The organism is Komarekiella delphini-convector SJRDD-AB1 (genome assembly GCF_014831675.1).
Taxonomy (GTDB): domain Bacteria; phylum Cyanobacteriota; class Cyanobacteriia; order Cyanobacteriales; family Nostocaceae; genus Komarekiella.
The window spans coordinates 1-21,973 of record NZ_VJXY01000014.1; the positions used below are offsets into that span (position 1 = coordinate 1).

At 40.7% G+C, this 21,973-nt stretch carries 23 protein-coding genes and 1 pseudogene; 14 read left to right on the forward strand and 10 right to left on the reverse strand.

From position 1 onward, the window contains the following. Together FNW02_RS14295 and FNW02_RS14300 are read right to left on the reverse strand one after the other, a co-directional pair. Positions 1–327: AMP-binding protein (locus tag FNW02_RS14295; RefSeq protein WP_431356810.1), on the reverse strand; the 327-nt coding region annotated here is incomplete at its 3' end. Between the two features lie 64 nt (positions 328–391). Further along, positions 392–1,066: a DUF6875 domain-containing protein gene (locus FNW02_RS14300; RefSeq protein WP_191758207.1), complete on the reverse strand. Its 675-nt coding sequence runs from the start codon at positions 1,064–1,066 to the stop codon at positions 392–394. A gap of 885 nt (positions 1,067–1,951) precedes the next feature. Here FNW02_RS14300 and FNW02_RS14305 point away from each other — a divergent pair. Further along, positions 1,952–2,668 carry an oxygen-binding di-iron domain-containing protein gene (locus FNW02_RS14305; protein WP_191758208.1) on the forward strand — a complete coding sequence of 239 codons (717 nt, stop codon included), beginning with the start codon at positions 1,952–1,954 and terminating at the stop codon, positions 2,666–2,668. Between the two features lie 30 nt (positions 2,669–2,698). Here FNW02_RS14305 and FNW02_RS14310 read toward each other — a convergent pair whose 3' ends face one another. Next, a complete protein-coding gene (locus FNW02_RS14310) occupies positions 2,699–3,601 on the reverse strand; it encodes a LysR substrate-binding domain-containing protein (RefSeq protein WP_225225648.1) in 903 nt (300 codons plus the stop codon). A gap of 298 nt (positions 3,602–3,899) precedes the next feature. Here FNW02_RS14310 and FNW02_RS14315 point away from each other — a divergent pair, with 298 nt between their 5' ends. The 3 genes from FNW02_RS14315 (at position 3,900) to rpsU (ending at position 6,467) form a co-directional block, all read left to right on the forward strand. After that, complete coding sequence (locus FNW02_RS14315) at positions 3,900–4,781, forward strand: aspartoacylase (protein WP_191758209.1); 882 nt, start codon at positions 3,900–3,902, stop codon at positions 4,779–4,781. Between the two features lie 1,074 nt (positions 4,782–5,855). Beyond that, positions 5,856–6,161: an RNA recognition motif domain-containing protein gene (locus FNW02_RS14320; protein ID WP_162397713.1), complete on the forward strand. Its 306-nt coding sequence runs from the start codon at positions 5,856–5,858 to the stop codon at positions 6,159–6,161. A 117-nt stretch (positions 6,162–6,278) separates the two neighbouring features. Continuing rightward, entirely contained in the window at positions 6,279–6,467 is a 189-nt protein-coding gene (rpsU, locus tag FNW02_RS14325; protein WP_162397714.1) for a 30S ribosomal protein S21, read from the forward strand. A 302-nt stretch (positions 6,468–6,769) separates the two neighbouring features. Here rpsU and FNW02_RS14330 read toward each other — a convergent pair whose 3' ends face one another. From FNW02_RS14330 to FNW02_RS14340, 3 genes are all read right to left on the reverse strand, one after another. Continuing rightward, entirely contained in the window at positions 6,770–7,393 is a 624-nt protein-coding gene (locus FNW02_RS14330; RefSeq protein WP_191758210.1) for a J domain-containing protein, read from the reverse strand. Between the two features lie 238 nt (positions 7,394–7,631). Next, entirely contained in the window at positions 7,632–8,225 is a 594-nt protein-coding gene (locus FNW02_RS14335; protein ID WP_191758211.1) for an ATP-dependent Clp protease proteolytic subunit, read from the reverse strand. Positions 8,226–8,341: 116 nt separating this feature from the next. Further along, positions 8,342–9,004: an ATP-dependent Clp protease proteolytic subunit gene (locus FNW02_RS14340; protein ID WP_191758212.1), complete on the reverse strand. Its 663-nt coding sequence runs from the start codon at positions 9,002–9,004 to the stop codon at positions 8,342–8,344. A gap of 238 nt (positions 9,005–9,242) precedes the next feature. On the opposite strand from FNW02_RS14340, the gene FNW02_RS14345 reads away from it, so the two are divergent. Then, on the forward strand, positions 9,243–10,499 hold the full coding sequence (locus FNW02_RS14345) for a vWA domain-containing protein (protein WP_191758213.1): 1,257 nt from the start codon (positions 9,243–9,245) through the stop codon (positions 10,497–10,499). After that, positions 10,496–11,776, forward strand: a complete 1,281-nt coding sequence (locus tag FNW02_RS14350) for a vWA domain-containing protein (protein ID WP_191758214.1) — start codon at positions 10,496–10,498, stop codon at positions 11,774–11,776. Before FNW02_RS14345 ends, FNW02_RS14350 begins: the two co-directional genes overlap by 4 nt. A gap of 21 nt (positions 11,777–11,797) precedes the next feature. On the opposite strand, the gene FNW02_RS14355 is transcribed toward FNW02_RS14350, so the two are convergent. Further along, entirely contained in the window at positions 11,798–13,948 is a 2,151-nt protein-coding gene (locus tag FNW02_RS14355) for a vanadium-dependent haloperoxidase (RefSeq protein WP_191758215.1), read from the reverse strand. Positions 13,949–14,090: 142 nt separating this feature from the next. After that, positions 14,091–14,219: a hypothetical protein gene (locus FNW02_RS39570; RefSeq protein WP_263627756.1), complete on the reverse strand. Its 129-nt coding sequence runs from the start codon at positions 14,217–14,219 to the stop codon at positions 14,091–14,093. A gap of 544 nt (positions 14,220–14,763) precedes the next feature. Here FNW02_RS39570 and gloA2 point away from each other — a divergent pair. Continuing rightward, positions 14,764–15,150: an SMU1112c/YaeR family gloxylase I-like metalloprotein gene (gene gloA2 / locus FNW02_RS14360; RefSeq protein ID WP_191758216.1), complete on the forward strand. Its 387-nt coding sequence runs from the start codon at positions 14,764–14,766 to the stop codon at positions 15,148–15,150. A gap of 72 nt (positions 15,151–15,222) precedes the next feature. After that, positions 15,223–16,050, forward strand: a complete 828-nt coding sequence (locus tag FNW02_RS14365) for an Rpn family recombination-promoting nuclease/putative transposase (RefSeq protein WP_191758217.1) — start codon at positions 15,223–15,225, stop codon at positions 16,048–16,050. A 64-nt stretch (positions 16,051–16,114) separates the two neighbouring features. Here the strand turns inward: FNW02_RS14365 and FNW02_RS14370 are convergent, their stop codons facing one another. Continuing rightward, positions 16,115–17,191 (reverse strand): PIN/TRAM domain-containing protein, encoded by a 1,077-nt coding sequence (locus FNW02_RS14370; protein WP_191758218.1) that lies wholly within the window; start codon positions 17,189–17,191, stop codon positions 16,115–16,117. Positions 17,192–17,446: 255 nt separating this feature from the next. On the opposite strand from FNW02_RS14370, the gene hemW reads away from it, so the two are divergent. The 5 genes and pseudogenes from hemW (at position 17,447) to FNW02_RS14395 (ending at position 20,188) form a co-directional block, all read left to right on the forward strand. Further along, on the forward strand, positions 17,447–18,628 hold the full coding sequence (gene hemW / locus FNW02_RS14375; RefSeq protein ID WP_191758219.1) for a radical SAM family heme chaperone HemW: 1,182 nt from the start codon (positions 17,447–17,449) through the stop codon (positions 18,626–18,628). Between the two features lie 85 nt (positions 18,629–18,713). Continuing rightward, positions 18,714–19,046, forward strand: a complete 333-nt coding sequence (locus FNW02_RS14380) for a DUF433 domain-containing protein (protein ID WP_191758220.1) — start codon at positions 18,714–18,716, stop codon at positions 19,044–19,046. Positions 19,047–19,106: 60 nt separating this feature from the next. Further along, positions 19,107–19,405, forward strand: a pseudogene (locus FNW02_RS14385) (DUF5615 family PIN-like protein). Between the two features lie 70 nt (positions 19,406–19,475). Beyond that, the gene (locus FNW02_RS14390; protein ID WP_191758221.1) at positions 19,476–19,736 is read left to right on the forward strand and encodes a hypothetical protein; all 261 of its coding nucleotides are present in this window, start codon (positions 19,476–19,478) and stop codon (positions 19,734–19,736) included. Next, complete coding sequence (locus FNW02_RS14395; protein WP_191758222.1) at positions 19,733–20,188, forward strand: PIN domain-containing protein; 456 nt, start codon at positions 19,733–19,735, stop codon at positions 20,186–20,188. The genes FNW02_RS14390 and FNW02_RS14395 overlap by 4 nt, the downstream gene beginning before the upstream one ends. 66 nt (positions 20,189–20,254) lie before the next feature. Here the strand turns inward: FNW02_RS14395 and FNW02_RS14400 are convergent, their stop codons facing one another. Next, positions 20,255–20,662, reverse strand: coding sequence for a universal stress protein (locus tag FNW02_RS14400; protein WP_162397729.1), 408 nt, complete (start codon positions 20,660–20,662; stop codon positions 20,255–20,257). Positions 20,663–20,751: 89 nt separating this feature from the next. Here FNW02_RS14400 and FNW02_RS14405 point away from each other — a divergent pair, with 89 nt between their 5' ends. Next, positions 20,752–21,954 carry a phosphoglycerate kinase gene (locus tag FNW02_RS14405; RefSeq protein ID WP_191758223.1) on the forward strand — a complete coding sequence of 401 codons (1,203 nt, stop codon included), beginning with the start codon at positions 20,752–20,754 and terminating at the stop codon, positions 21,952–21,954. Positions 21,955–21,973: the final 19 nt, after the last annotated feature.

Here is a 21,973-nt window from a genome sequence, read left to right on the forward strand (position 1 = left end):
AGGATATGCCGGGTCTAAAGGTACATACGCTCCTCCAGCCTTGAGAATTCCCAACAGTCCGATGATCATTTCTAAGGAGCGCTCTAGACAAATACCAACCAGTACCTCTGGTTCAACGCCCAAGGTACGTAGGTGATGCGCTAGCTGATTTGCCCGTTGGTTTAACTGCCGATAAGTAAGTTGGGTGTTTTCAAATACTACGGCGATTGTATCAGGCGATCGCTCTACCTGAATCTCAAACATTTGATGAATGCACAAATTCTGGTAATCAAGTGTTTGGGTGTAATTCAATTCCTGTATAACTTGACCGCCAATGAAGTGAGTCAAGGTATCTAAATGAATATTTTCCTTAATTTCTGAATCTTTAACATTTATACTCATTTTATATATGTCAATATTTCACTAAATTTTCTTCTTTAAGTTGTTCTTTAGCTAATGCTAATGCCTGATAAGCATCGTTTAACTTTGCTTTATCTGTCAGCTTATGAGCAAAATTCTTTAAATAAGCTTCCAGATACCTAATACGTAAGTATGGGTTATCTGGACTTAGAAGAAAAGGCAGATCAGATTCAACCATAAAACGGATAGCCAGTAAGGGAATCGGGCTACGAAGCGGACGGAAATTTGGGTTGTGCAGTCCAGAACTCTCATTTTGCTTGTGAAATTCTCCGAGCATTAGTCCTGACTCGACAAAGGAGGGTTTAAGTTTTTGCTGAATCCCATCAATTAGTTGAGAGGTTTCATGAATTTGGACATCAGGAAAAATAAGTAAAAATGCCTTATTTATAGCTAATTCTTTCTCTTTTGGAGTTATATCCAGGAAAATATCCCGGTAATGTCTAACAATCTCTTCTAATTGTTGTGAATCTAAATTTTTGGCGCGAATAACCGCCATTTGAATACTGTTTGATTTGAGAGCATGAGGCACAAAAGGGCAAACTGGCCCAGGTCTACCTAAATCAGGATGATGCCTTCCTAAAAAACTTTTAACCCACTCCATGATTTCAATTAAGTGGGGAATATCCTGGTGGATTTGTTCGATTTCAATAGGTGTATAAAGTTGCATTATTTTGAGATAAATATAGTAATTGTGTAATTTCTAATCAAGATTAATTTCATAAGCATAGTTAATATGAAACTAATCATCGCTAAGTTAATAAAAACCTTACGTTACATTTTGTTCAGTCAATTACTTAATATTCATATCAAAAAAAATATGAACTTTATGTATAAATGCTTATTGACATCATGAAGTTTTAGTAGAGATTTAAGTGAAATTTAGGTATTGACAGGAAGTATTAGATATGAGATAGAGATTTTAAGGTATTAATGTTTGATTTATCCAATATTAAGCAAGCGATGCCTTACGAAAAACTGCCTAGCGTCTACGCCGCCTATATAAAGGTAGTGGTCAAAAACTTGAAGTTACTAAAATCCGTTAATATATTTAATACATAAAACGTTCTCTTTGTAAAGACGCCTCCAGTAATTTCGGGAGTTTTAAGATGTTGCCATTCCAGTTCAGTTCTAGTCATTTATGATCAATATTTAGGGTGAAAGGAAATATATCTCCTTTGGTTTTCTTACTGAGACATATCTTTTTTGATATTAATAAATTTTATATATGAAATTGTATCTTGGATAAAGCCCTACACGTGCCTAGTTGACAACTAGCTCCTGAGTGATAAATATTGATTATTATTTAATTACTTAGACTGATTAATTAAATCAAACTTGTATAACTCTAGTATTGTTCCCAAAGACATATAATTTAGAGAGTTATTAATAAGAATTGGTATTTAATGTTATCTATAAAAAGTTAAATATTTACTTGGTATAAGGAGATAATTGCATTACAATGGCTTATTTTGCCCGCAGCTAGAGCACTTTGACTGTTATTAATTTGTGAATAAAAAAATACATATATTTTTGAATTACTTAATAAGAAAGTATGTTTACACGTCTCAAGGCTAAGTTCACGCGCATCGATGAGATAGTTCCTGGTATATATAAGCTCTCTGTCTCAAATGATAAAAAATTTGTTTTTAGTCAATTCCTCATCCTTGATGAGCGTCCTATGCTCATTCATACGGGTCGAGCAGAGTGGTTTGACCAAATATATGAACTTGTTTCATCTGTGTGCGACGCTTCAAAGCTTCGATATATCGCCTTCTGTCACCTGGAAGCTGACGAATGCGGCTCCCTTAATCAATGGCTTGAAGTAGCTCCGCAAGCAGAAATCATTGTGAGTCGTCTTAATAAATCGAACATAGATGATTTTGCATTGAGACCGTCAACGGTTCTTAAGAATAACAAAGCTCTTTCTTTAGGCAAAAGAGAGATCATACTTCTTGAAACTCCCCATTTCCCTCATGGATGGGAGGGTTGCATATTTTATCAGCCGCAAGAGGAGATTCTTTTTTGTTCTGATCTTGCGGCTCACCCTGGTCAATTTGAGGAGCCTGTTACTGAAAAAGATCTCACAGAATCCATTATCAAGTTTCAGCAAAAAGTTGGATTCATGTCTGAAGGAAAAAGCTTCACTCGCGGAATTGAGGCAGTAGAAAAGCTACCGATTAAATATCTTGCAACAATGCATGGTTCTATTATTCGCGGAGAGTATATATCAGATTTGCTTTCAAAGATGAAGCAAACTTTTGGTACTTAAGTTTATAGTGAATTACCTTATTAGCAGAAGTTAGTTGAATTTTTGTTGCGCTACAGTTTTTGTCACTTCTAAAAACTCGCGCAAAATTACAGATGAATCATCGCGCCGCCAAACCACAGCTAATTGTAGAGTTAAATTTTGTCCTTGAATTGGTCTGTAAACAACTCCAGTTCGCTGTAGGTTTTGGGCATTAGCGGGAAGCAATGTTACACCTACTCCACCTGCAACCAAGCCGAGTACAGTCACCATCCATGTTGCTTCTTGTACAACTTTCGGCGAAAAGCCTACCTGCTGACAAAGATTAATAATCTGACTGTATGATGGTACTAGGTCGGTAGGAGGTAAAACAAAGGGTTCTTCTGCCAGTGCCTTGAGTGGAATTTCGGTTTGGGCTGCTAGAGGATGCGTTTCTGGCAAAGCAATAATCAAAGGCTCTTGTAAAATCGGCAGAAAACTTAAAGCAGTGTCGTGGCAATTGGGATTAGGTAAACTTTCAAAAGCAATATCAATTTGGCGATCGCGCAGTTGGTTTACCTGCTGAGAAGAATTTACTTCACGCAACACCAGTATCACTTCTGGAAACAAAGGGCGAAAAACTTGCAAAATATCTGGCAAAACGCTGTTAGCAAAAGAACTATTAGTCCCCACCACTAAGCGTCCAATTTCACCCCGGCTAACTTTTTGCGCGGAAGTAATCGCTTGCTCCAACTGAGAGAACACTAAATGTGCTTCTGCTAAAAAGACTTGTCCAGCAGTAGTCAACTGTAGCGGACGTTTTTTCCGTTCAAATAATTGTAGTCCTAGTTCAGCTTCTAACGCCTGGATTTGTTGACTCAAAGGTGGTTGAGCAATATGCAAGCGTTCAGCCGCACGGCTAAAGTTTAATTCTTCAGCCACAGCGATAAAGTATCGTAAATGTCGAAGTTCTATCATTATTTTGGCTACTATATTTTTAAAATATACTTTAGTCCGTAAAAAAATATTGGACATATAGTAGCATTTTGTTTATTGTGATTCTTACAAGAAGTGATAGACAGTGAAAAGTGCATCACTTCATATCGCCTATTTCATCAAACGAGTGACCTTTACTAAATTAAAGTTTTTCACTTACAACATACTAAAGAGCAATAGAACTCTTTAGCACCAACACACACCTGTGCAGTTATGCATTCTCAAAAAACTGACAGAAGGATTCTACTTTTCTTATAAGATTTTTACACACGAGGTTTTTATGACTCAAATCAACCGAGCTGCGATCGTTGGAGGAAGCCACGGTAATGAGTTAACAGGAGTATATTTAGTCAAAAAGTTTCAACAGTATCCAAATTTAGTCAACAGATCAACTTTTGAAACATTGGTGTTACTCGGCAATCCTAAAGCCATCGAAAAAGGTAGACGATACATTGACAAAGATTTAAATCGTTGCTTCACTCATCAAGGTTTGCAAAATTCGTTACTCTCAAGTTACGAAGATATACGAGCAAAGGAAATTCAACAGTTACTACATCCACGAAATCAGCCTTTTGTGGATGTAATTATTGATTTGCACAGCACAACTGCCAATATGGGGTTAAGTCTTCTCCTGAGTAATATGCATCCTTTATTACTACAGTTAGCAGCTCATTTAAGTTCAATCAACCCTTTAGTGAAAGTATATTTTCATCAGCAACTTAGAGGAAGTGGTTTTCTCCGTTCTATGTGCGAATTGGGTTTTGTTATAGAAGTTGGTGCTGTGCCTCAAGGTGTTTTAGATGCTGAATTATTTCGACAAACTGAGCAGCTTGTTTATGCAGTTTTGGACTATTTTGAAAGACACAATCAAGGAAAAATATCGCAAAAAAATAGCACACTTACACTTTATCAATACACTGGAGTCATTGATTACCCCAGAAATGAACGCGGGGAAATTGAAGCCATGATTCATCCCCAGCTTCAATTTAGAGATTATGAACCCTTGAATCCAGGTGAGCCGCTATTTCTGACTTTTGAAGGAAAAGATGTTTTCTATGATGGAGTGTCCACTGTTTATCCCATATTCATCAACGAAGCAGCTTACTATGAGAAAGGAATTGCCATGCACCTAACTCAAAAGCAGTTGATTCATGATTATTAAATACTGAGAGATGAACTTAGTCATAAAATAGTAGACAAAATAAATTTTATGAAATTTGGCAAAATGCTACTCAAATAATTGCGAATATTAATTGGTGTGTGATACCTGAAACTAACCTCGTGTGTAATATTGCTTGATAATAAAATTAACAAGCGATCGCCGGATTAAAAAATCAGAGTTAGGACAGTACGGTTCGGTTAAGTCAAAAACTAGATAGACTGAAGGTTATCACCCAAGTGTACTGAGATCGAATGCAACTCAAATTCTTACTGACATCACCTCTAGTTGAATCAGGTACGTTACTTAAAGCGTTAGAAACAGCTATCCCATAATTAAAAAAACTGCATGTTTGATAATAGACTTTACCAAAATGCAGTTAATAATTGCTTGAATCACCAAATCGATGAGGATACTACAGATATATCATTCATTAAGAATCCTTCCAAGCTTTGTGCAACGCTACTTTTAAAATTTTCTTTTCGCTTTTTTCCGGATAATGCTTGAATAAAGCTGTATACCACTATAGTAACGAATCGTTTGGGCATCAAAACCATGAAGCCCCTATGTAAAACTCCTCTTTTTCAACACTGCTCTGAATCTGCCCCAGAGCAGTTTTATATTTTCGGGGTGTATAAGGCGAATAATGCATAAAAGTTATAGATAGACGAGTTATCTAATGCTCGTAAAATTGCTTGTAAAAAAATTATCCTATTTCGTCTTTGTTTTACACCAAAGTTCCTCTACTCTCACTAAAAAAAGGGATTGAGAGTAAGGTTGCGAATATTACGGGTAATCAACAGGACAGAATTTCACAATATACTTGATTTATATTTTTGATTTATATTTTTGCTAGATAAAAAATACTAAAGCTTAGTTGAAGCTTAGCAGCAGTTTTCGCCTAATGCTTAATATGTTACGGCGAGTGAAAACTGGATACTATGCTAAGGTAGTAGATGAGAAAAAAATTCGGTTGTAGCTTTTGTTTTTAGTATTAATAGGCTTCTACCTTTTGGTATTTACAGGCTTTTCCCCGAAATCTAAATCTCTACAAACCTCTGATTTTGGAAACAATCTATGTCAATTTACGTAGGCAATTTGTCTTACGAGGTTACACAGGATACTCTCACTGCTGTGTTTGCAGAATATGGTTCTGTAAAACGGGTTCAGCTACCTACTGATCGTGAAACAGGTCAGCTACGGGGCTTTGGTTTTGTGGAAATGGGTACAGATGCCGAAGAAACTGCTGCCATTGACGCTCTTGATGGTGCTGAGTGGATGGGACGCAACCTCAAAGTTAACAAGGCTAAGCCGCGTGAAGACAGAGGTTCCTCTGGGGGTAGACGGGGGAATAACGGTGGAGGATACTCTCAACGTTACTAAATGAAATAAAAAATTTAACTCTAACGTCTTCAGGGCAGGCTTGTTGTCTGCCCTTTTTACGCTCCAGTCTACTGGATAAGTTAGCATTGCCAAATACCAATTTAAGTAGGAGACAAAATGACCCAAATAGTTGTGGGCGAAAATGAAGGAATTGAGTCAGCCTTGCGTAGATTTAAGCGGCAAGTTTCCAAGGCTGGAATTTTTTCAGATATGAAGAAGCATCGTCATTTTGAAACACCAGAGCAAAAACGTAAACGCAAAGAAGTTGCTAAGCACAGACAGCGTAAGAGAAGTTTCCGTAATTGAGAACAAGGGAACCAAGAATTCCTTATGCTTTAGCCCTTGTCATTAACAACATCTTTTAAATCTTCCGCTTCGTTGCTAAAAAGCTTTAGAATTTAGTTCCAGGCTAATAGCTAAAGTCCATCCTTAATGGACTAAATATAAGATTTTAAACAATGTCAATGGCTAAACTCTGTAAAAGGGAAAGTTTCAGTACACGTTCCGTGAATTTGAGCTATTAGCCCAGAACTTAAGTTCTGGGCGGAATGTCCGTCAGCGTGACATGACTTATTTCCAATTATTTTTAAGATAATTTATATACTTTATTATAAAATTTGCTCTAAGCGCTGGAAATCGCGCTGTACTTCATGCCAGAGAGTTTTGTTATGGGGGTCTGTCTTCAGGGCTTTTTTGAGATAAATTCTGGCTTTGAGTAGTTGGTTTTCAGCAATTAACGCCCGTCCCCAAATTTGATAGGCAACTGCCAGCCATTGGCGTACTTCTGCATCTTCTGATAATCTTTCTGCTAAAGCTTCCGCCAGGGCGATCGCTTGGGGAAAACGTCTTTCTTGCAAAAACCGCTGTAGTTGCTCATAGGTCTTCCACTTTAGCCGCTGTTCTATTTCCAAAAGATTAGGCGGCTTTGATTTCGGCTGTTGTTGGGGTGTCACCGTTGTGACTGGTGCTTTTTCCCGGTGCGTTTCTTTGGTATCATCAGACTCAGAAGTTGATGACTTACTTAACTCTTTGGTTATTTCCTCTGGCAGTACTACTGTCAATAACAGCTTGTATGCCTCAGTTAAAGCAATAAACTTATCTTTCGCCTTTTTGTCATCTGGGTTGATATCGGGGTGATATTGCTGCGCCAGTCGTCGGTACGACGCTTTGATGTCAGCAAAAGAGGCACCCGACCTTAAACCTAATAAACGGTAACAATCTCCGAGATCCATCTTGAGCTATCAGCTATCAAATACCCAGCTATTAGCTTAAAGCCAGGACTGTTAATTATAAAGACTAATTTTCTAATTTAAAGTTCAGTTTTGACAGTTGTCTGGAAGGGGGCACGAGTCAAGGGTCAAGGAAGGGTCAAGAGTCATAAATTATTTTCTTTCTCTGCCCCTCTGCCCCCCGTCCCGCGTTGGGGGTTCCTGCCGTAGACCTCTGCCCCCCCGTCCCTCTGCTCCAATTCTACGGACGTTCTTCAATCACACGGTCAATTAAACCGTATTCCTTAGCCTCTTCAGCAGACATGAAAAAGTCGCGATCCATGTCTTTTTCAATCTTTTCTATGGTCTGACCGGTTTTATCAGCATAAATTCCATTGAGCTGATGACGAATCCGTAGAATCTCTCTGGCTTCAATTTCGATATCAGTTGCTTGCCCACGAGTACCACCAGAAGGCTGGTGAATCATGATCCGCGAGTGAGGTAATGCCATCCGTTTGCCTTTGGTGCCAGCCGCCAGCAGGAAAGACCCCATTGAAGCAGCTAAACCCACGCAAATAGTTACTACATCTGATTTAATGTGTTGCATGGTATCAAAAATAGCCATGCCAGATGTAACCATTCCACCGGGAGAATTGATGTATAAATAAATATCCTTACCTGGATCATCTGAATCCAGATACAGCATTACAGCGATAATTTGATTGGCAATTTCATCATCAATATCTCGCCCTAAGAAAATAATCCGTTCTCGGTAAAGGCGATCGTAGATGCTAATCCAATCTGTATATTGCCCTCCGGGCATCCGATAAGGAACTTTAGGAACGCCTATAGGCATTTTCGTTACTCCGTTTGTAATTTAGTCATTAGTCATTAGTCATTAGTCATTAGTCATTAGTCATTAGTCATTTTCGGTTATTTACAAAGGACAAATGACAGAGAACAAATGACTAATTAAAGGACACTTGCGGGTAGTGGCGGATTGGCGAGTTCTTCTTTTTCAAATACTCGGTCAATTAGGCCGTATTCCTTCGCTTCATAGGGTGTTAGATATAACAACCTATCCATGTCTTTGGTAATTTTTTCTGGAGGCTGTCCGGTAGTGCGATTTAGGATATCAATCATCGCTCCTTTATTTACCAGAACTTCCCTTGCCCGAATTTGAATATCCGTTGCTTGACCTTGGGCGTAGCTCTTGGGTTGGTGCAGGATAATAGAGGCGTGGGGCAGACTGGCGCGGCAACCTTTTGTGCCAGCACTGAGAAGCATCGCTGCCATACCCATCGCAGAACCGATGCAGATGGTGTGGATAGGAGGCTTAATATATTTCATTGTGTCAAAAATGGCGAAGGCTTCAGTTTCAAAGCCAATAGGTTCGCCACTGTAACCGGATGTGCCGGTGGAGTTTATGTAGATTTTAATCGGCTTTTCGGGATCGTCGGACTGCAAATACAGCAGTTCAGCGACGATCAATTCCGTGACAGCAGGCACCAGGGGCATTCCCAGATAGACAATTCGCTCCTTCAGCAAGAGGGAAGGTAAATCTGGCGGCGGTGTCCGGTAGAAATTATCGCCGTAATATGGGGCTTGAACAGCCTTGATGGGGGAAATGTCCATAGCAACTGATCGCCTGAAACTATGCCGTTAACTGTAATACATCCTAGCGCGATGCTAGCTCTCTTAAAGGTGTGGATTTCTCCCTAATGCTTCAGGAGACTTAGCATCTACCAATGCTTGGCTTCTAAGATATTCTGAATATATTAATGTATTTGTGTTGGATAAGTTTTCCGTAGCGTTAAAGTTGTGCTTTGAAGTTATTGATAAATATGTATATCCCGGATAGGAACTTTGGGTTATGAAGGTTAGCTTGCAGCCTGCCTTGAATGATGGTAATTTAGATGCGAATCAACTGAGCAGTCAACGTCAGTTGGGAATTTCGATTTCTGCGATCGCCGAAACTCTAGATCGCAAAGCCCCGCTAAATTTATGCTTAATTCTTGACCATAGTGGTTCGATGAATGGGCGATCGCTAGAAAACGTCAAAAAAGCAGCGACTCGTCTAGTTGATCGACTCAAGAGCGGTGATCGCCTCAGTGTTGTAGCTTTTGATCACCGTGCCAAAGTCTTAGTACCCAATCAAAGCATCGAAGACCCAGAACACATCAAAAAGCAAATCAACCGCTTAACTGCCGATGGTGGAACTGCGATCGATGAAGGGTTACGCTTGGGTATTGAAGAGTTAGCGAAGGGAAAAAAAGACACTGTTTCCCAGGCATTTCTTTTAACTGATGGGGAAAATGAACACGGTGATAATAATCGCTGTTTGAAATTTGCCCAATTGGCTGCTAGCTATAATTTGACATTGAACACCTTGGGATTTGGTAACAATTGGAACCAAGATGTTTTAGAAAAGATTGCTGATGCAGGCTTAGGTACTTTGTCTTATATTCAACAACCTGATCAAGCAATCGAAGAATTTAGTCGCCTATTCAGCCGGATGCAAACGGTGGGATTGACTAATGCTTATCTGCTATTCTCTCTCATGCCCAATGTTCGGCTGGCAGAACTCAAACCCATCGCCCAAGTTGCTCCAGACACAATTGAGTTACCAGTGCAACAAGAAGCAGATGGACGCTTTGCTGTGCGCTTGGGAGATTTGATGAAAGATGTAGAACGGGTAATTTTAGCTAATATTTATCTGGGACAATTACCAACAGGTAGACAAGCGATCGCTAATATGCAAGTCCGCTACGATGACCCAGCGGAAAATCAGGTAAGTCTATTTACGCCAAATATTACAGTTTATGCAAATGTAGTTGAGCGTTACCAACCAGATCTCAATCCCCAAGTGCAACAGTCTATTTTGGCATTAGCCAAGTATCGACAAACCCAGTTAGCCGAGGCGAAATTGCAACAAGGCGATCGCACCGGTGCAGCCACAATGTTGCAAACAGCTGCCAAAACAGCTCTGCAAATGGGAGATACAGGTGCAGCAACAGTGTTGCAAACTTCTGCCACACAGTTACAATCTGGTGGAGATTTATCCGATAGCGATCGCAAAAAAACTCGGATTGTCTCAAAAACTGTGTTGCAAGATACCCCTCCTAAATGAAAGTTAAATTGCTATCGGCGCTAAATGATACGAATGTTGATGTAACTCAAGCGAGTAGCCAGCGTCAACTGGCAATTTCGATTTCGGCCATCGCTAGTGAATTTGACCAAAATCTGCCACTCAACCTCTGCTTAATTCTGGATAAGAGTGGTTCCATGCATGGACAACCAATTAAAACTGTAATCCAGGCGGTGGAAGGATTAATAGATCGGTTGAAAATAGGCGATCGCATCTCAGTTGTCGCTTTTGCTGGTTCTACTGAAGTTATTATCCCTAACCAAATTGTTCTAGACCCGGAAGACATCAAATCTCAAATAAAAAGCAAACTGACTGCGAGTGGCGGCACAGTAATTGCTGATGGTTTGGCGTTAGGGATCACAGAACTGATGAAGGGGACAAAGGGCAATGTTTCCCAGGCATTTCTCCTAACTGATGGTCATGGTGAAAGCAGTTTGCGGATTTGGAAATGGGAGATTGGAGGGGATGATCACAAGCGTTGCTTAGAACTTGCCCAAAAGGCTGCTAAGCTCAACCTAACCATCAACACTCTGGGATTTGGCAATAGTTGGAATCAGGATTTATTAGAAAAAATTGCCGATGTGAGTGGTGGTACTTTAGCCCACATTGAGCGTCCTGAACAAGCAGTTGAACAGTTCAGCCGTTTATTTAAACGCATTCAGTCTGTTGGGCTAACCAATGCCTACCTGTTACTGTCTCTAGTGCCGAATGTCCGACTAGCGGAACTCAAACCCATCGCCCAAGTTGCTCCAGACACAATTGAGTTACCAGTGCAACAAGAAGCTGATGGAGGCTTTGCCGTGCGCTTGGGAGATTTGATGAAGGATATGAAACGGGTAGTTTTGGCTAATATTTATCTGGGACAGTTACCAGAAGGTAAACAGGTGATTGGGCATCTGCAAATTCGCTATGATGACCCAGCAGAAAACAAACAAGGCATACTTTCCCCGATTATGCCAGTGTATGCGAATGTGGTTCGGGTTTATCAACCTGCTGCCGATCCCCAAGTGCAACAGTCTATTTTGACATTAGCCAAGTATCGGCAAACCCAGCTAGCCGAGGCGAAATTACAACAAGGCGATCGCACTGGCGCTGCAACATTACTGCAAACAGCCGCCAAAACTGCTCTACAAATAGGAGATACAAGCGCAGCCACAGTATTGCAAACTTCTGCCACTCGGCTGCAAGCTGGTGAAGAACTTTCAGAAGGCGATCGCAAAAAAACTAGAATTGTATCAAAAACAGTTTTACAGGAATAGCTTTCTAATAATACCTAATTTTCAAAGTTGGTCTGTTGAAGGTTCGTCTATCGAAAATTGATCTATCAAAGATTGATCTATCAAAGATGGTTCTATCAAAGGTTGGTCTATTGTCTGATTTAGCTTATAGTCAAACAATTTAATTATGCGGTTACTCACTTCTATACCTAATTGGACATCGGGATCTTTGGCGGTATCTATAGCAAAAGTCCCTTTAGAAGTAGTAACGGTATTGCGTATTATTCTCCCGTCTGGAGTTGTAGGTTTTGCGTCTGTTACTGGTATCTGAGTTACTCCAGAAGATGGGACATGAATCCCGCCGAAAATACGGCTTGCAGCATTGTCCTCTATTGCTTCCGAAATAGTGTTGTATGGGAAAGCCTGCCCTGGTAAGTCCTGGGAAGGAACTGTGAAAGGTGTGTTGTCCCCGAAGAAGTTAATCAATACTTGACCTGCTGCCGCGCCGAATGCAGCGTGTCCTGAGTTGTAGTCTGGGAACGGCGGAGTTAAGGGAGTATTAAAGAAGTTTTCAGGATCTTGATATGATAATAGTGGTAGCCAGTTCAGATCACGAACTACTCCTGACACATCAAGGGGATTGTTTTGGCGGATTGCTTGAATCGGTCGCAATTGATTGTAGGTGTACTTAGAATCCCACGTCAGAATACCCACATCAGCTTGTGCAAGGTTTAACTGAGCAAACAAAAGAGCGTTCTGAGATAGATTATTGCCTTTATTCAAAGAGATTTGTTGTGCATACTGGTTCCACTGACCAGGAGGTCTGAAGGTGTTTGGGCGATCAAGTGCCCAGAAAAGAGCATTTTTCGTCTGTCCAGAAGTGCGAGTAATTGTAGTAACGCTAGTGTTCCTGAAGGCCCCTACCTGTCGGACAAGATTTTCTGCGTCTACGAACTGTTGGCTACCAAATTTTAAGGGGCCGGACAGTCCGAACTGTAGCAGTCGAGCTCTAGGATCGGCTGGGTCACGATTGGGTATATTAGGTGAAAAGGGACGAACTGATCCCCACCCTGGCAATAATGCAGCTGTAAAATCGGGGAAAGTTGGTCGCCATTCACCCGGTATATTTCCTCCCATGTAAGGTATCTGCGCCTGAGCCGAACCGTCATTGCTCCGCAAGGCTAGTATTTGCTTTGCTACTTCTCTTCCTATAGACCTACCGTTGGTCTTAGCCGTACCGTTCGGTATTGCTGCTAAAGAGGTTATTAATTGTTGGTTGAGCAGAGCTTTTATAGCTGTTTTAGCTGCTTGAATTTGTGGTGAATCTTGTGGTGTTGAAACTGTAAATAGATTGGCTAGCGTTGTATACGCCGCTTGGATAGCTGCTGCTGGTGCCGACGCGCCGCCCGTAAGCCGAGGATCAGAGGGGCTTATTCTCACAATGTAAGACCGACCGATCCGGTTGATCGCGTTTACAGCATCATAGACTGCCAAGTGAACGATCGCTTGATTGCGTGCTGCTATTGGTGGCGGTGTTCCACCTCTAGCTGTAAGAACGCCATTTGCATCACGGAAAATTCCTGAGACAAGGATGGAATTCAGAAGCGTTGCATTCCAAACAATCACAGGATCACCAGCATTAACTAACCGATTGACTACTTTACCGTTTGTAGTCGCTTGAGGGATGGCGGTATCAATTTCAGCAATCAGATGGTAGGCTCCAGGTGCTACAACACTTGGACTACGAAAGTCAGAGCTAGTAAAGTTTACGGTAACAGTTTGGGATGCACCAGGAGATAAGCTAACACTTGGAAGGCTTTGAGTTCCGAGTAGTTCATCTGTGCCCACCAAAGGGGAATTTGACGTAGTACCCAAAGTCGCTACTGAAGTGATGACTTTAGGGATACTGAGGGGATTTTTATCGAGGATTGAGTCCGGGGAGACGTATATCTTGAGATTTAAAGCTCCTTGATAAATTGCCGTACCCCGATTAGTAACAATCAGGTTAAATCGACCTTGTTTAACTGCTTCACCTAATAATGTAGGCCTCTGAAAGTTATTGTTACTAAATCTGATTTGGATATCTGGTCTTGACTGGGTTATCTGAGCATAAGCAGCTGGGATAACTGCTGTACCAAGTACAGATGCAGTTACCACGCTTTTTATAGAGAACGAAAAAAAGTGGAAGATAGTATTTGTCTGAGAGTTTGCCATGAGTTTGTGTTCTTTTGTTAGAGAAGAATAGATGAAGGATGTCTTTTCGGATAAATGGTTGTGTTGCAACAAAAAATTGAGGATTGAGTAAATTACTCAATCCTTGCTATAATTAGCTCTTTGAATGTGGGCATATTTAATATCAAACTTTTGGTAACATTTCAGCCACAGGCTGTAAGAGAACCAATAATTTGTCTATTAAACTCCAAAAGTTTGCACTGGAAATTAAGCGATCGCATTCGCTAAAATGCCAAAATTGAGTTAATGACATTACTTTTTCACAGTGCAAACTTTGCCCTTAAGAGACTATCGATAAACAAAATTTGTCTCTCAAATGGCTACTCACCATGACTTACGCATTGACAAAAAATATAATTTGTCAATGTGCAAGTCATAAATTGCTATGGGGTAATTCTAAAAACTTGAAACAGGAACTCTACTTGAGCTTTGCTTTCCTTGAGTTTTTTACGAATCTTGTTTGGTGTACTAATTTTTTTAAGTTTATTAATCACCATTAAGTACAATATGTTTTAAAAATTAAATTAAAGTAATTAAAAATTTATGAAAATACTAATATTTAGTTAAAATGAATTTATCTCCAATAACAAATAAAAGTCAACATTTTTTTAAAGTTAAGTGATTTAAATTAATTGCAGAGGATAAATTTAATTCTATTTTATGAACCAAGGTGATAAGTTGACGAGCCAGTGCATTACAGGGATTCTCCCTATTGTAGCAACTGGTATTTGAAAAACGAAATCTAATAATTATCTTTCAATGCTGGGTTTCATGCTAATTCGTAATTGGTAAGTGTTATGAAAACTACTGGTATTCATCATGTAGCTATAATTTGTTCTGATTATCAACGCTCAAAAATATTTTATGTAGAAGTTTTAGGCTTTTCGATTATTCAAGAGACTTTTCGAGCCGAGAGAAATTCTTACAAATTAGATTTACGAGTCGGAGAAAATGCTCAAATAGAGTTATTCTCTTTCCCAAATCCTCCGCAACGATCTAGTAGTCCAGAAGCTTGCGGTTTAAGACATCTTGCTTTTCAAGTTGATGATATAGAGCAAACCGTTGATTACTTAAACTCGAAAGGGTTAGAGGTAGAAACTATTAGAATTGACGAAATTACAGGTAAGAAATTTACTTTTTTTAAAGATCCAGATAATTTACCGTTAGAGATTTATGAGAATTAGAATATATAAATGTTTGTATTAAATAATTTCCGATAACTAGCAAATCAGCAAGTTATTTGGTAGAATTTCCAAATGTTTGACAATATCTGTAAATTTTTAGCTGAAAATTTCTCCAGTGATTTCGCCACTTGGTTATTAGGTGAACCCATTACTTTAACCGAACTAAGTCCAAAAGAATTATCTATCGAGCCTATTCGCGCTGATGCTCTAATTCTGCTACAGTCGGAGCAAAACATCTTACATTTGGAATTTCAAACTCAAGTCGATGCAGAAATTCCTTTTCGGATGATTGACTATCGATTGCGAGTATATCGCCGTTTTCCAGACAAAGCAATGCATCAAGTTGTAATTTATCTTAAGCAGACAAATTCAGATTTAGTGCAACAAAATACATTTACAATTCCTGGAACACGCCATAAATTTGCAGTTATTAGACTTTGGGAACAACCAACCGAAGTATTTCTGAGAACACCTGGACTTTTACCTCTGGCGGTGCTGAGTAGTACAATTGATTCAGAAGCTATACTCAACGAAGTGGCACGGGAAATTAACGGTATTACAGAATCAAGAACTCAAAGTAATATTGCTGCTTCCACGGCGATTTTAGCTGGTTTAGTATTAGATAAAGAGGTTATCAGACGAGTTTTGAGGTCAGACATTATGCGCGAGTCAGTAATTTATCAAGATATTTTACAAGAAGGCAAAGCTGAAGGCAAAGCTGAAGGCAAAGCTGAAGGGAAGGCTGAAGGCAAAGCCGAAGGCAAAGCTGAAGCTTTACTTGAAGTTGCAAGCAATCTATTCAATATTGGTATGCCATTAGAACAGATAGCAAGATTGACAGGGTTATCAATTGAGCAGTTACAGTATTTGCAGGTAAATGAGTCTGGTGAGTCCAAATAAATAATCGGTGCAGTCAACCTGCACCGATTTGATAATTTATCTTTAATTGCACCGGACATCCTTCTCACGCCAATGCTGAAGCTTGGGGCTTGGCAAAAATCATTCTTCCTGCTGTAGTTTGTAAAGCACTCGTGACTACTACTCGTAATTCACCACCCACGTAACTACTACCTTCCTCAACAACAACCATTGTGCCGTCATCTAGGTAGCCAATACCTTGACTTGGTTCTTTGCCTTCCTTGAGAATTTTAAGATCAAGGTTGTCACCAGGTAAATAGCTGGGACGGACGGCGTTGACTAAATCATTAACATTCAAAACAGGCACTTTTTGAACGCTAGCAACTTTAGATAAGTTGTAGTCATTGGTTAGCAGTGTGCCACTAATTTCTTGAGCGAAGCGCACTAACTTGGCATCCACTGTGGGAATATCGTCGTAGTCAACTGCGTTGATCAGGATGCGATCGGGGTAAGTTTCCCTAATTCGGTTGAGAATCTCTAGCCCTCGTCGTCCCCGCACCCGCTTTTGGTCTTTACTAGCATCGGCTACTTGTTGCAGTTCTTGCAAAACGAACTGAGGCACAATAATTTGCCCTTCCAGAAAGCCTGTTTCTAACAGTGCTTCAATACGACCATCAATAATACAGCTAGTATCTAAAACTTTGGTATTAGCAGGTTTTAGTGTCCCTTCCACTACCATCGTTTCCACCGTATTGGGATTAATGAACCGCAATAAGCCGCGTCCGTGAGTATCTGCCAAATTCATGCCAGTGACGGCAAGTATAATACTACCGACGACTGCCACCAGCGGCTTAATAAATCCAAAATCCGCCGGTATAGGTAGCAAAAATAACGGTGCTAGCATTAAGTTAGCTAACAATAGCCCAATCACCAAACCAATGGCACGAGTTAAGATCATTTCAAGTGGCATTTCTCGGACTTGTGCCTCTAAACGACGATATGTCGTCTGGAAACTCAGCCCGATCGCACCGCCAATTATAGCGGCAAAAACAGCAACAATTAAACGTAAAGCTTCGAGATTCGTCACCCGGTCTAGGGTTCCATTAGGTAGCAGTTCAATGCTGTAGAACCCTATTCCCGACGCTGCTAGGATAAATGAGAAAATAATAATGGCGTCAAGCATGGTTGTCTTGTTTTCCTGCAACTGTGTTAACCGATAGAGTCAAGTATTTTTTATCTCATCGGTAAGATAGATTAATGAATTCAATATTGACTTACACTAAGGGTTTAGGCAGGCAATATCTGCAATCATTATAACTAAAGAGTTTTATCTTAATATTTTTCATTGTTTTGTTGTAAAACGATAAAAACTCGTAAACAAACTATTTATTTTCATTGTTTGTAATTAGCAATTGGGTTAATTTAATTCTTCCTCAAAATGAGTCAAAAAGTTAGTGTTTCTAGTATTGCAAGTTCTGCTTATGTACATATTCCCTTTTGCAGACGGCGGTGCTTTTATTGTGATTTTCCTGTGTCTGTTATGGGCGATCGCTTGCGAGGTGAAACATCTGGTACGATTTCCCAATATGTTGAGGTACTGTGTCAAGAAATTGCCATTACACCTGCTTTTGGTCAACCCTTAAAGACAATTTTCTTTGGTGGTGGTACTCCTTCGTTGCTATCAATAGAGCAGTTGCAACGTATATTGGGAGCACTTGAGGAGCGTTTTGGCGTTGCTCCTGCGGCAGAAATTTCAATGGAAATCGACCCAGGCACATTTGATTTAGCACATATAGCAGGCTATCGTAACTTAGGTGTGAACCGGGTAAGCTTGGGTGTACAAGCGTTTCAGGAAGAATTATTGCAAGTTGCGGGGCGATCGCACTCGGTTGATAATGTTTTTGCAGCTGTGGAATTAATCCGCCAAGTTGAGATTCCCGAATTCAGTTTAGACTTGATTTCTGGTTTGCCGCATCAGTCTTTAGATCAATGGCAGAATTCTCTAGAAAAAGCGGTAGCATTAGCACCAACTCACATATCTATATATGACCTTACCATTGAACCAGGGACAGCGTTTGGTCGTTACTACCAACCTGGTGACAATCCTCTACCAACGGATGAAACCACAGTCAAAATGTACCAGATGGCGCAGCAAGTTTTGACTAGTGCAGGTTATGAGCATTATGAAATTTCTAATTATGCCCAGCCTGGCCATCAGTGTCGGCATAATCGGGTTTATTGGGAAAATCGCCCTTATTATGGCTTTGGTATGGGTGCGGCGAGTTATGTAGAGGGAAAACGCTTTACTCGTCCGCGTAAGACTAAGGAGTATTACCAATGGGTGCAAGCTGGTGGTGTGATTGATTGTGAAGTAACTCCTCCAGAGGAAGTATTGTTAGAAACTTTAATGTTGGGGTTGCGTTTAGCGGAAGGTGTGAGTTTGGCGATGTTAGCAGAAAAGTTTGGGGAAGACAAGGTAGAGGAGATTTGCAAGTGTTTGCAACCTTATTTTGATCAGAGTTGGGTGGAAGTTGTTGGGGGAAGGTTGCGTTTGAGTGATCCCCAAGGGTTTTTGTTTTCTAATGTAGTGTTGGCGGAGTTATTTGAGAAGTTGGGGTGACGAATTGCAGTACAACAAGAAATTGAAAAGCATCGGCAGCGGATATAGCTAATAGATTCACTTTATAGTCAAGGCAGCATTAAATATGACACTTAAAGAATTAGAAACACAACTTCAGGCATTAAATCCAACTGAGAAAGCAGAGGCAATACAAATATTGACTAAAACATTAAGCAACGGTTCATTAGGAATTACCAAAACTCCTGGCGTGTGTGGTGGTGATGCCTGTATTGCAAACACTCGCATTCCAGTTTGGTCGTTAGTGAATGATCGCCGTTTGGGTATGAGTGATGCTCGTATTTTAGAGGCATTTCCCCATCTTACCGCCGCTGACTTAGTAAATGCTTGGGCTTATGCGGATGCAAACCCAGAAGAAATTGAACAAGCAATCCGAGAAAATGAGGAAGTAATGCTCTAAAATTTGGAATATTAAAAATTGGCACGTCTTTATACAGATGAAAACTTCCCATTACCAGTGGTGGAATTTCTACGCATTTTTGGTCATGATGTATTAACAGCTATGAATGCAGGGAATGCAAATCTAAGGATTCCTGATGAAAATGTATTAGCTTTCGCTGCGAATAATGAGCGAGCAGTTTGACACGCAATCGCCGTGATTTTATTCGATTGCATCGGTTACAAGCAAACCATGCTGGCATAATTATCTGCACAGAAGACCCAGATTTTGAACAACTAGCAATTCGCATTAATCAGGCTATTTCTGCGGAAGAAAGCTTAAAAGGTAAATTAATTCGAGTCAATCGTCCAGCAGTATGAGGAAGATGCAACAGGAGATTAAGAATAAATTGATAATATTAAATAAAGTAAGGATACTTCAAATTATAAAATGTCTAAAGAATTAAACGAAGTTAAGGAACTTGCTAAACAACTCACACCCGACGAGCAATTGCAGCTAATTGCCTATCTAACCCAAAAGCTGCAACGTTGCGAAATCAAGCGGAAACCGAGCCGCAACTTGATGGAGTTTGCGGGAATAGCACCCAATCTTATGGGAGGAATGGATGCTCAAGAATATGTCAGACGTATACGTAGTGGAGAGCCTTTAGACCCGGAAATTGAAGAAATGCAACCCAACAAACAAGAGTGAACATTACAGACAGTTTACAGGGTGTGAGGCGCTTGTTTCTGGATACAGCACCAGTTATTTACCTCGTTGAGCAACATCCACAATACTTTGCACTTACGAGAGTGGTGTTTGAGCTACTTCAGCAAACTTCGCTAATAGGCATTGCTTCACCTGTTACCTTAGCTGAATGTCTGGTTCGTCCCTATAGTTTAGGACAAATAGAATTACAGCAAGATTTCATTGAGTTGATTACCGATAATGAAAATATTGAATTTGTGCCTATTGCTGACCAAAGCATAGCATTAAATGCTGCTCAAATACGTGCTAAATATAACATAAAACTACCTGATGCTTTTCAAATTGCCGTAGCTTTATCTATAGGCTGTGAAGCTTTTCTAACCAATGATGTTACATTTAGGCGCATCACAGAATTACCAATATTGCTGCTAGATGACTTTAATAATGCCAAATAAACAATAAAGTCATCAAAGTAGTTTTAGGTAGTGCGTTACACGGCGTTAACGCACGCTACAAGTTTTTCACGGCACAATTAATACTGGACAAGGGGAAAGGTTAATCACGCGAGTAGTAACACTATCAGTTGCGCCCTCTTCAGTTAAGCCTAGCCCCCGACAACCCATGATGATTAAATTTGCCTCGATTTCATCGGCGACATCGCAGATGGTAAACGCTGGTTTGCCTTGTCGTTCTAAAACTTCGGCTTGAATTCCTTGCTGAGAAAATAAATTTCGGGCATTTTCTAGCAGTTTGGCAACTACCTCTGGTGACACCATTGGATCTGCACTAGGCTCATCTGGGGAAGGTTCTTCTACCACAGACAGCAGTACTAGGCGACTGCCGTACTTTTGCACAACATTGGTAACTACGTCAGCAGCTTCCCGCGCTTCCCGGCTTTGATCGATTGGAAATAACACTGTCTTGAACATCTGTGTCTCCTCTGCACCCCTGACTCCGGTAAAATCTGGATGGTTCTACTTTCAAAACAATAACAAAAAGGCAATCAGGAGGGTTTGGTGTGTCCAAAAAAACTTTAGCAAATTTATCTGCCGCCGATGTATCTGGTAAACGCGCCTTAGTGCGAGTTGACTTTAATGTGCCTGTGGATGACCAAGGCAACATCACAGACGATACTCGCATTCGCGCCGCTCTGCCAACTATCAAAGATTTGACGCAGAAGGGAGCTAAGGTCATTTTAACAAGCCATTTTGGTCGTCCCAAGGGGGTAGATGACAAACTGCGTTTAACCCCAGTTGCCAAGCGCCTCTCTGAGTTGTTGGGGCAAGAAGTCGTTAAAACTGATGACTGTATTGGCGATGATGTTGCTGCCAAAGTGGGAGCATTGCAAAATGGGCAAGTACTGCTACTAGAAAATGTCCGCTTTTACAAGGAAGAGGAAAAGAACGATCCAGAATTTGCGAAAAAATTGGCAGCAAATGCTGATTTTTATGTAAATGACGCGTTCGGTACTGCACACCGCGCCCATGCTTCCACTGAAGGTGTGACTAAATTCCTGCGTCCTTCTGTGGCTGGGTATTTGGTTGAGAAGGAATTGCAATATCTGCAAAACGCGATTGAAAATCCCCAAAGTCCTTTGGCGGCAATTATCGGTGGTTCCAAGGTTTCCAGTAAAATTGGCGTGATTGAAACGTTGCTGGAGAAATGCGACAAGCTGATCATCGGCGGTGGAATGATTTTCACATTCTACAAAGCCCGTGGTTTGAATGTTGGTAAATCGTTGGTGGAAGAAGACAAGCTAGAACTGGCGAAGTCTTTAGAAGCCAAGGCTAAGGAACGCGGTGTTACCTTCCTGCTTCCCACAGATGTGGTAGTGGCAGATAAGTTTGCTCCCGATGCTAATGCGACAACCGTCAGCATTGAGAACATTCCTGATGATGGTATGGGTTTGGATATTGGCCCAGACTCCGTTAAAGTCTTCCAAGATGCCCTTGCTGATTGCAAGACGGTGATTTGGAACGGGCCGATGGGTGTGTTTGAGTTTGATAAGTTTGCGGTGGGTACAGAAGCGATCGCTCATACTCTCGCTGATATTAGCAAAACTGGCACAACTACGATCATCGGCGGCGGCGACTCGGTGGCGGCTGTGGAAAAAGTCGGTTTAGCCGATCAAATGAGCCACATCTCTACCGGCGGCGGCGCTAGCTTGGAGTTACTCGAAGGCAAGGTATTACCTGGGATTGCGGCTTTAGATGAAGCGTAAGTAGGGATTGGGGACTGGG

Coding starts and splice junctions, on each gene's coding strand:
- FNW02_RS14300 (WP_191758207.1), bottom strand. CDS start 1,066: ATGCAACTTTATACACCTATTGAAATCGAACAAATCCACCAGGATATT.
- FNW02_RS14305 (WP_191758208.1), top strand. CDS start 1,952: ATGTTTACACGTCTCAAGGCTAAGTTCACGCGCATCGATGAGATAGTT.
- FNW02_RS14310 (WP_225225648.1), bottom strand. CDS start 3,601: ATGATAGAACTTCGACATTTACGATACTTTATCGCTGTGGCTGAAGAA.
- FNW02_RS14315 (WP_191758209.1), top strand. CDS start 3,900: ATGACTCAAATCAACCGAGCTGCGATCGTTGGAGGAAGCCACGGTAAT.
- FNW02_RS14320 (WP_162397713.1), top strand. CDS start 5,856: ATGTCAATTTACGTAGGCAATTTGTCTTACGAGGTTACACAGGATACT.
- rpsU (WP_162397714.1), top strand. CDS start 6,279: ATGACCCAAATAGTTGTGGGCGAAAATGAAGGAATTGAGTCAGCCTTG.
- FNW02_RS14330 (WP_191758210.1), bottom strand. CDS start 7,393: ATGGATCTCGGAGATTGTTACCGTTTATTAGGTTTAAGGTCGGGTGCC.
- FNW02_RS14335 (WP_191758211.1), bottom strand. CDS start 8,225: ATGCCTATAGGCGTTCCTAAAGTTCCTTATCGGATGCCCGGAGGGCAA.
- FNW02_RS14340 (WP_191758212.1), bottom strand. CDS start 9,004: ATGGACATTTCCCCCATCAAGGCTGTTCAAGCCCCATATTACGGCGAT.
- FNW02_RS14345 (WP_191758213.1), top strand. CDS start 9,243: ATGAAGGTTAGCTTGCAGCCTGCCTTGAATGATGGTAATTTAGATGCG.
- FNW02_RS14350 (WP_191758214.1), top strand. CDS start 10,496: ATGAAAGTTAAATTGCTATCGGCGCTAAATGATACGAATGTTGATGTA.
- FNW02_RS14355 (WP_191758215.1), bottom strand. CDS start 13,948: ATGGCAAACTCTCAGACAAATACTATCTTCCACTTTTTTTCGTTCTCT.
- FNW02_RS39570 (WP_263627756.1), bottom strand. CDS start 14,219: ATGTCATTAACTCAATTTTGGCATTTTAGCGAATGCGATCGCTTAATT.
- gloA2 (WP_191758216.1), top strand. CDS start 14,764: ATGAAAACTACTGGTATTCATCATGTAGCTATAATTTGTTCTGATTAT.
- FNW02_RS14365 (WP_191758217.1), top strand. CDS start 15,223: ATGTTTGACAATATCTGTAAATTTTTAGCTGAAAATTTCTCCAGTGAT.
- FNW02_RS14370 (WP_191758218.1), bottom strand. CDS start 17,191: ATGCTTGACGCCATTATTATTTTCTCATTTATCCTAGCAGCGTCGGGA.
- hemW (WP_191758219.1), top strand. CDS start 17,447: ATGAGTCAAAAAGTTAGTGTTTCTAGTATTGCAAGTTCTGCTTATGTA.
- FNW02_RS14380 (WP_191758220.1), top strand. CDS start 18,714: ATGACACTTAAAGAATTAGAAACACAACTTCAGGCATTAAATCCAACT.
- FNW02_RS14390 (WP_191758221.1), top strand. CDS start 19,476: ATGTCTAAAGAATTAAACGAAGTTAAGGAACTTGCTAAACAACTCACA.
- FNW02_RS14400 (WP_162397729.1), bottom strand. CDS start 20,662: ATGTTCAAGACAGTGTTATTTCCAATCGATCAAAGCCGGGAAGCGCGG.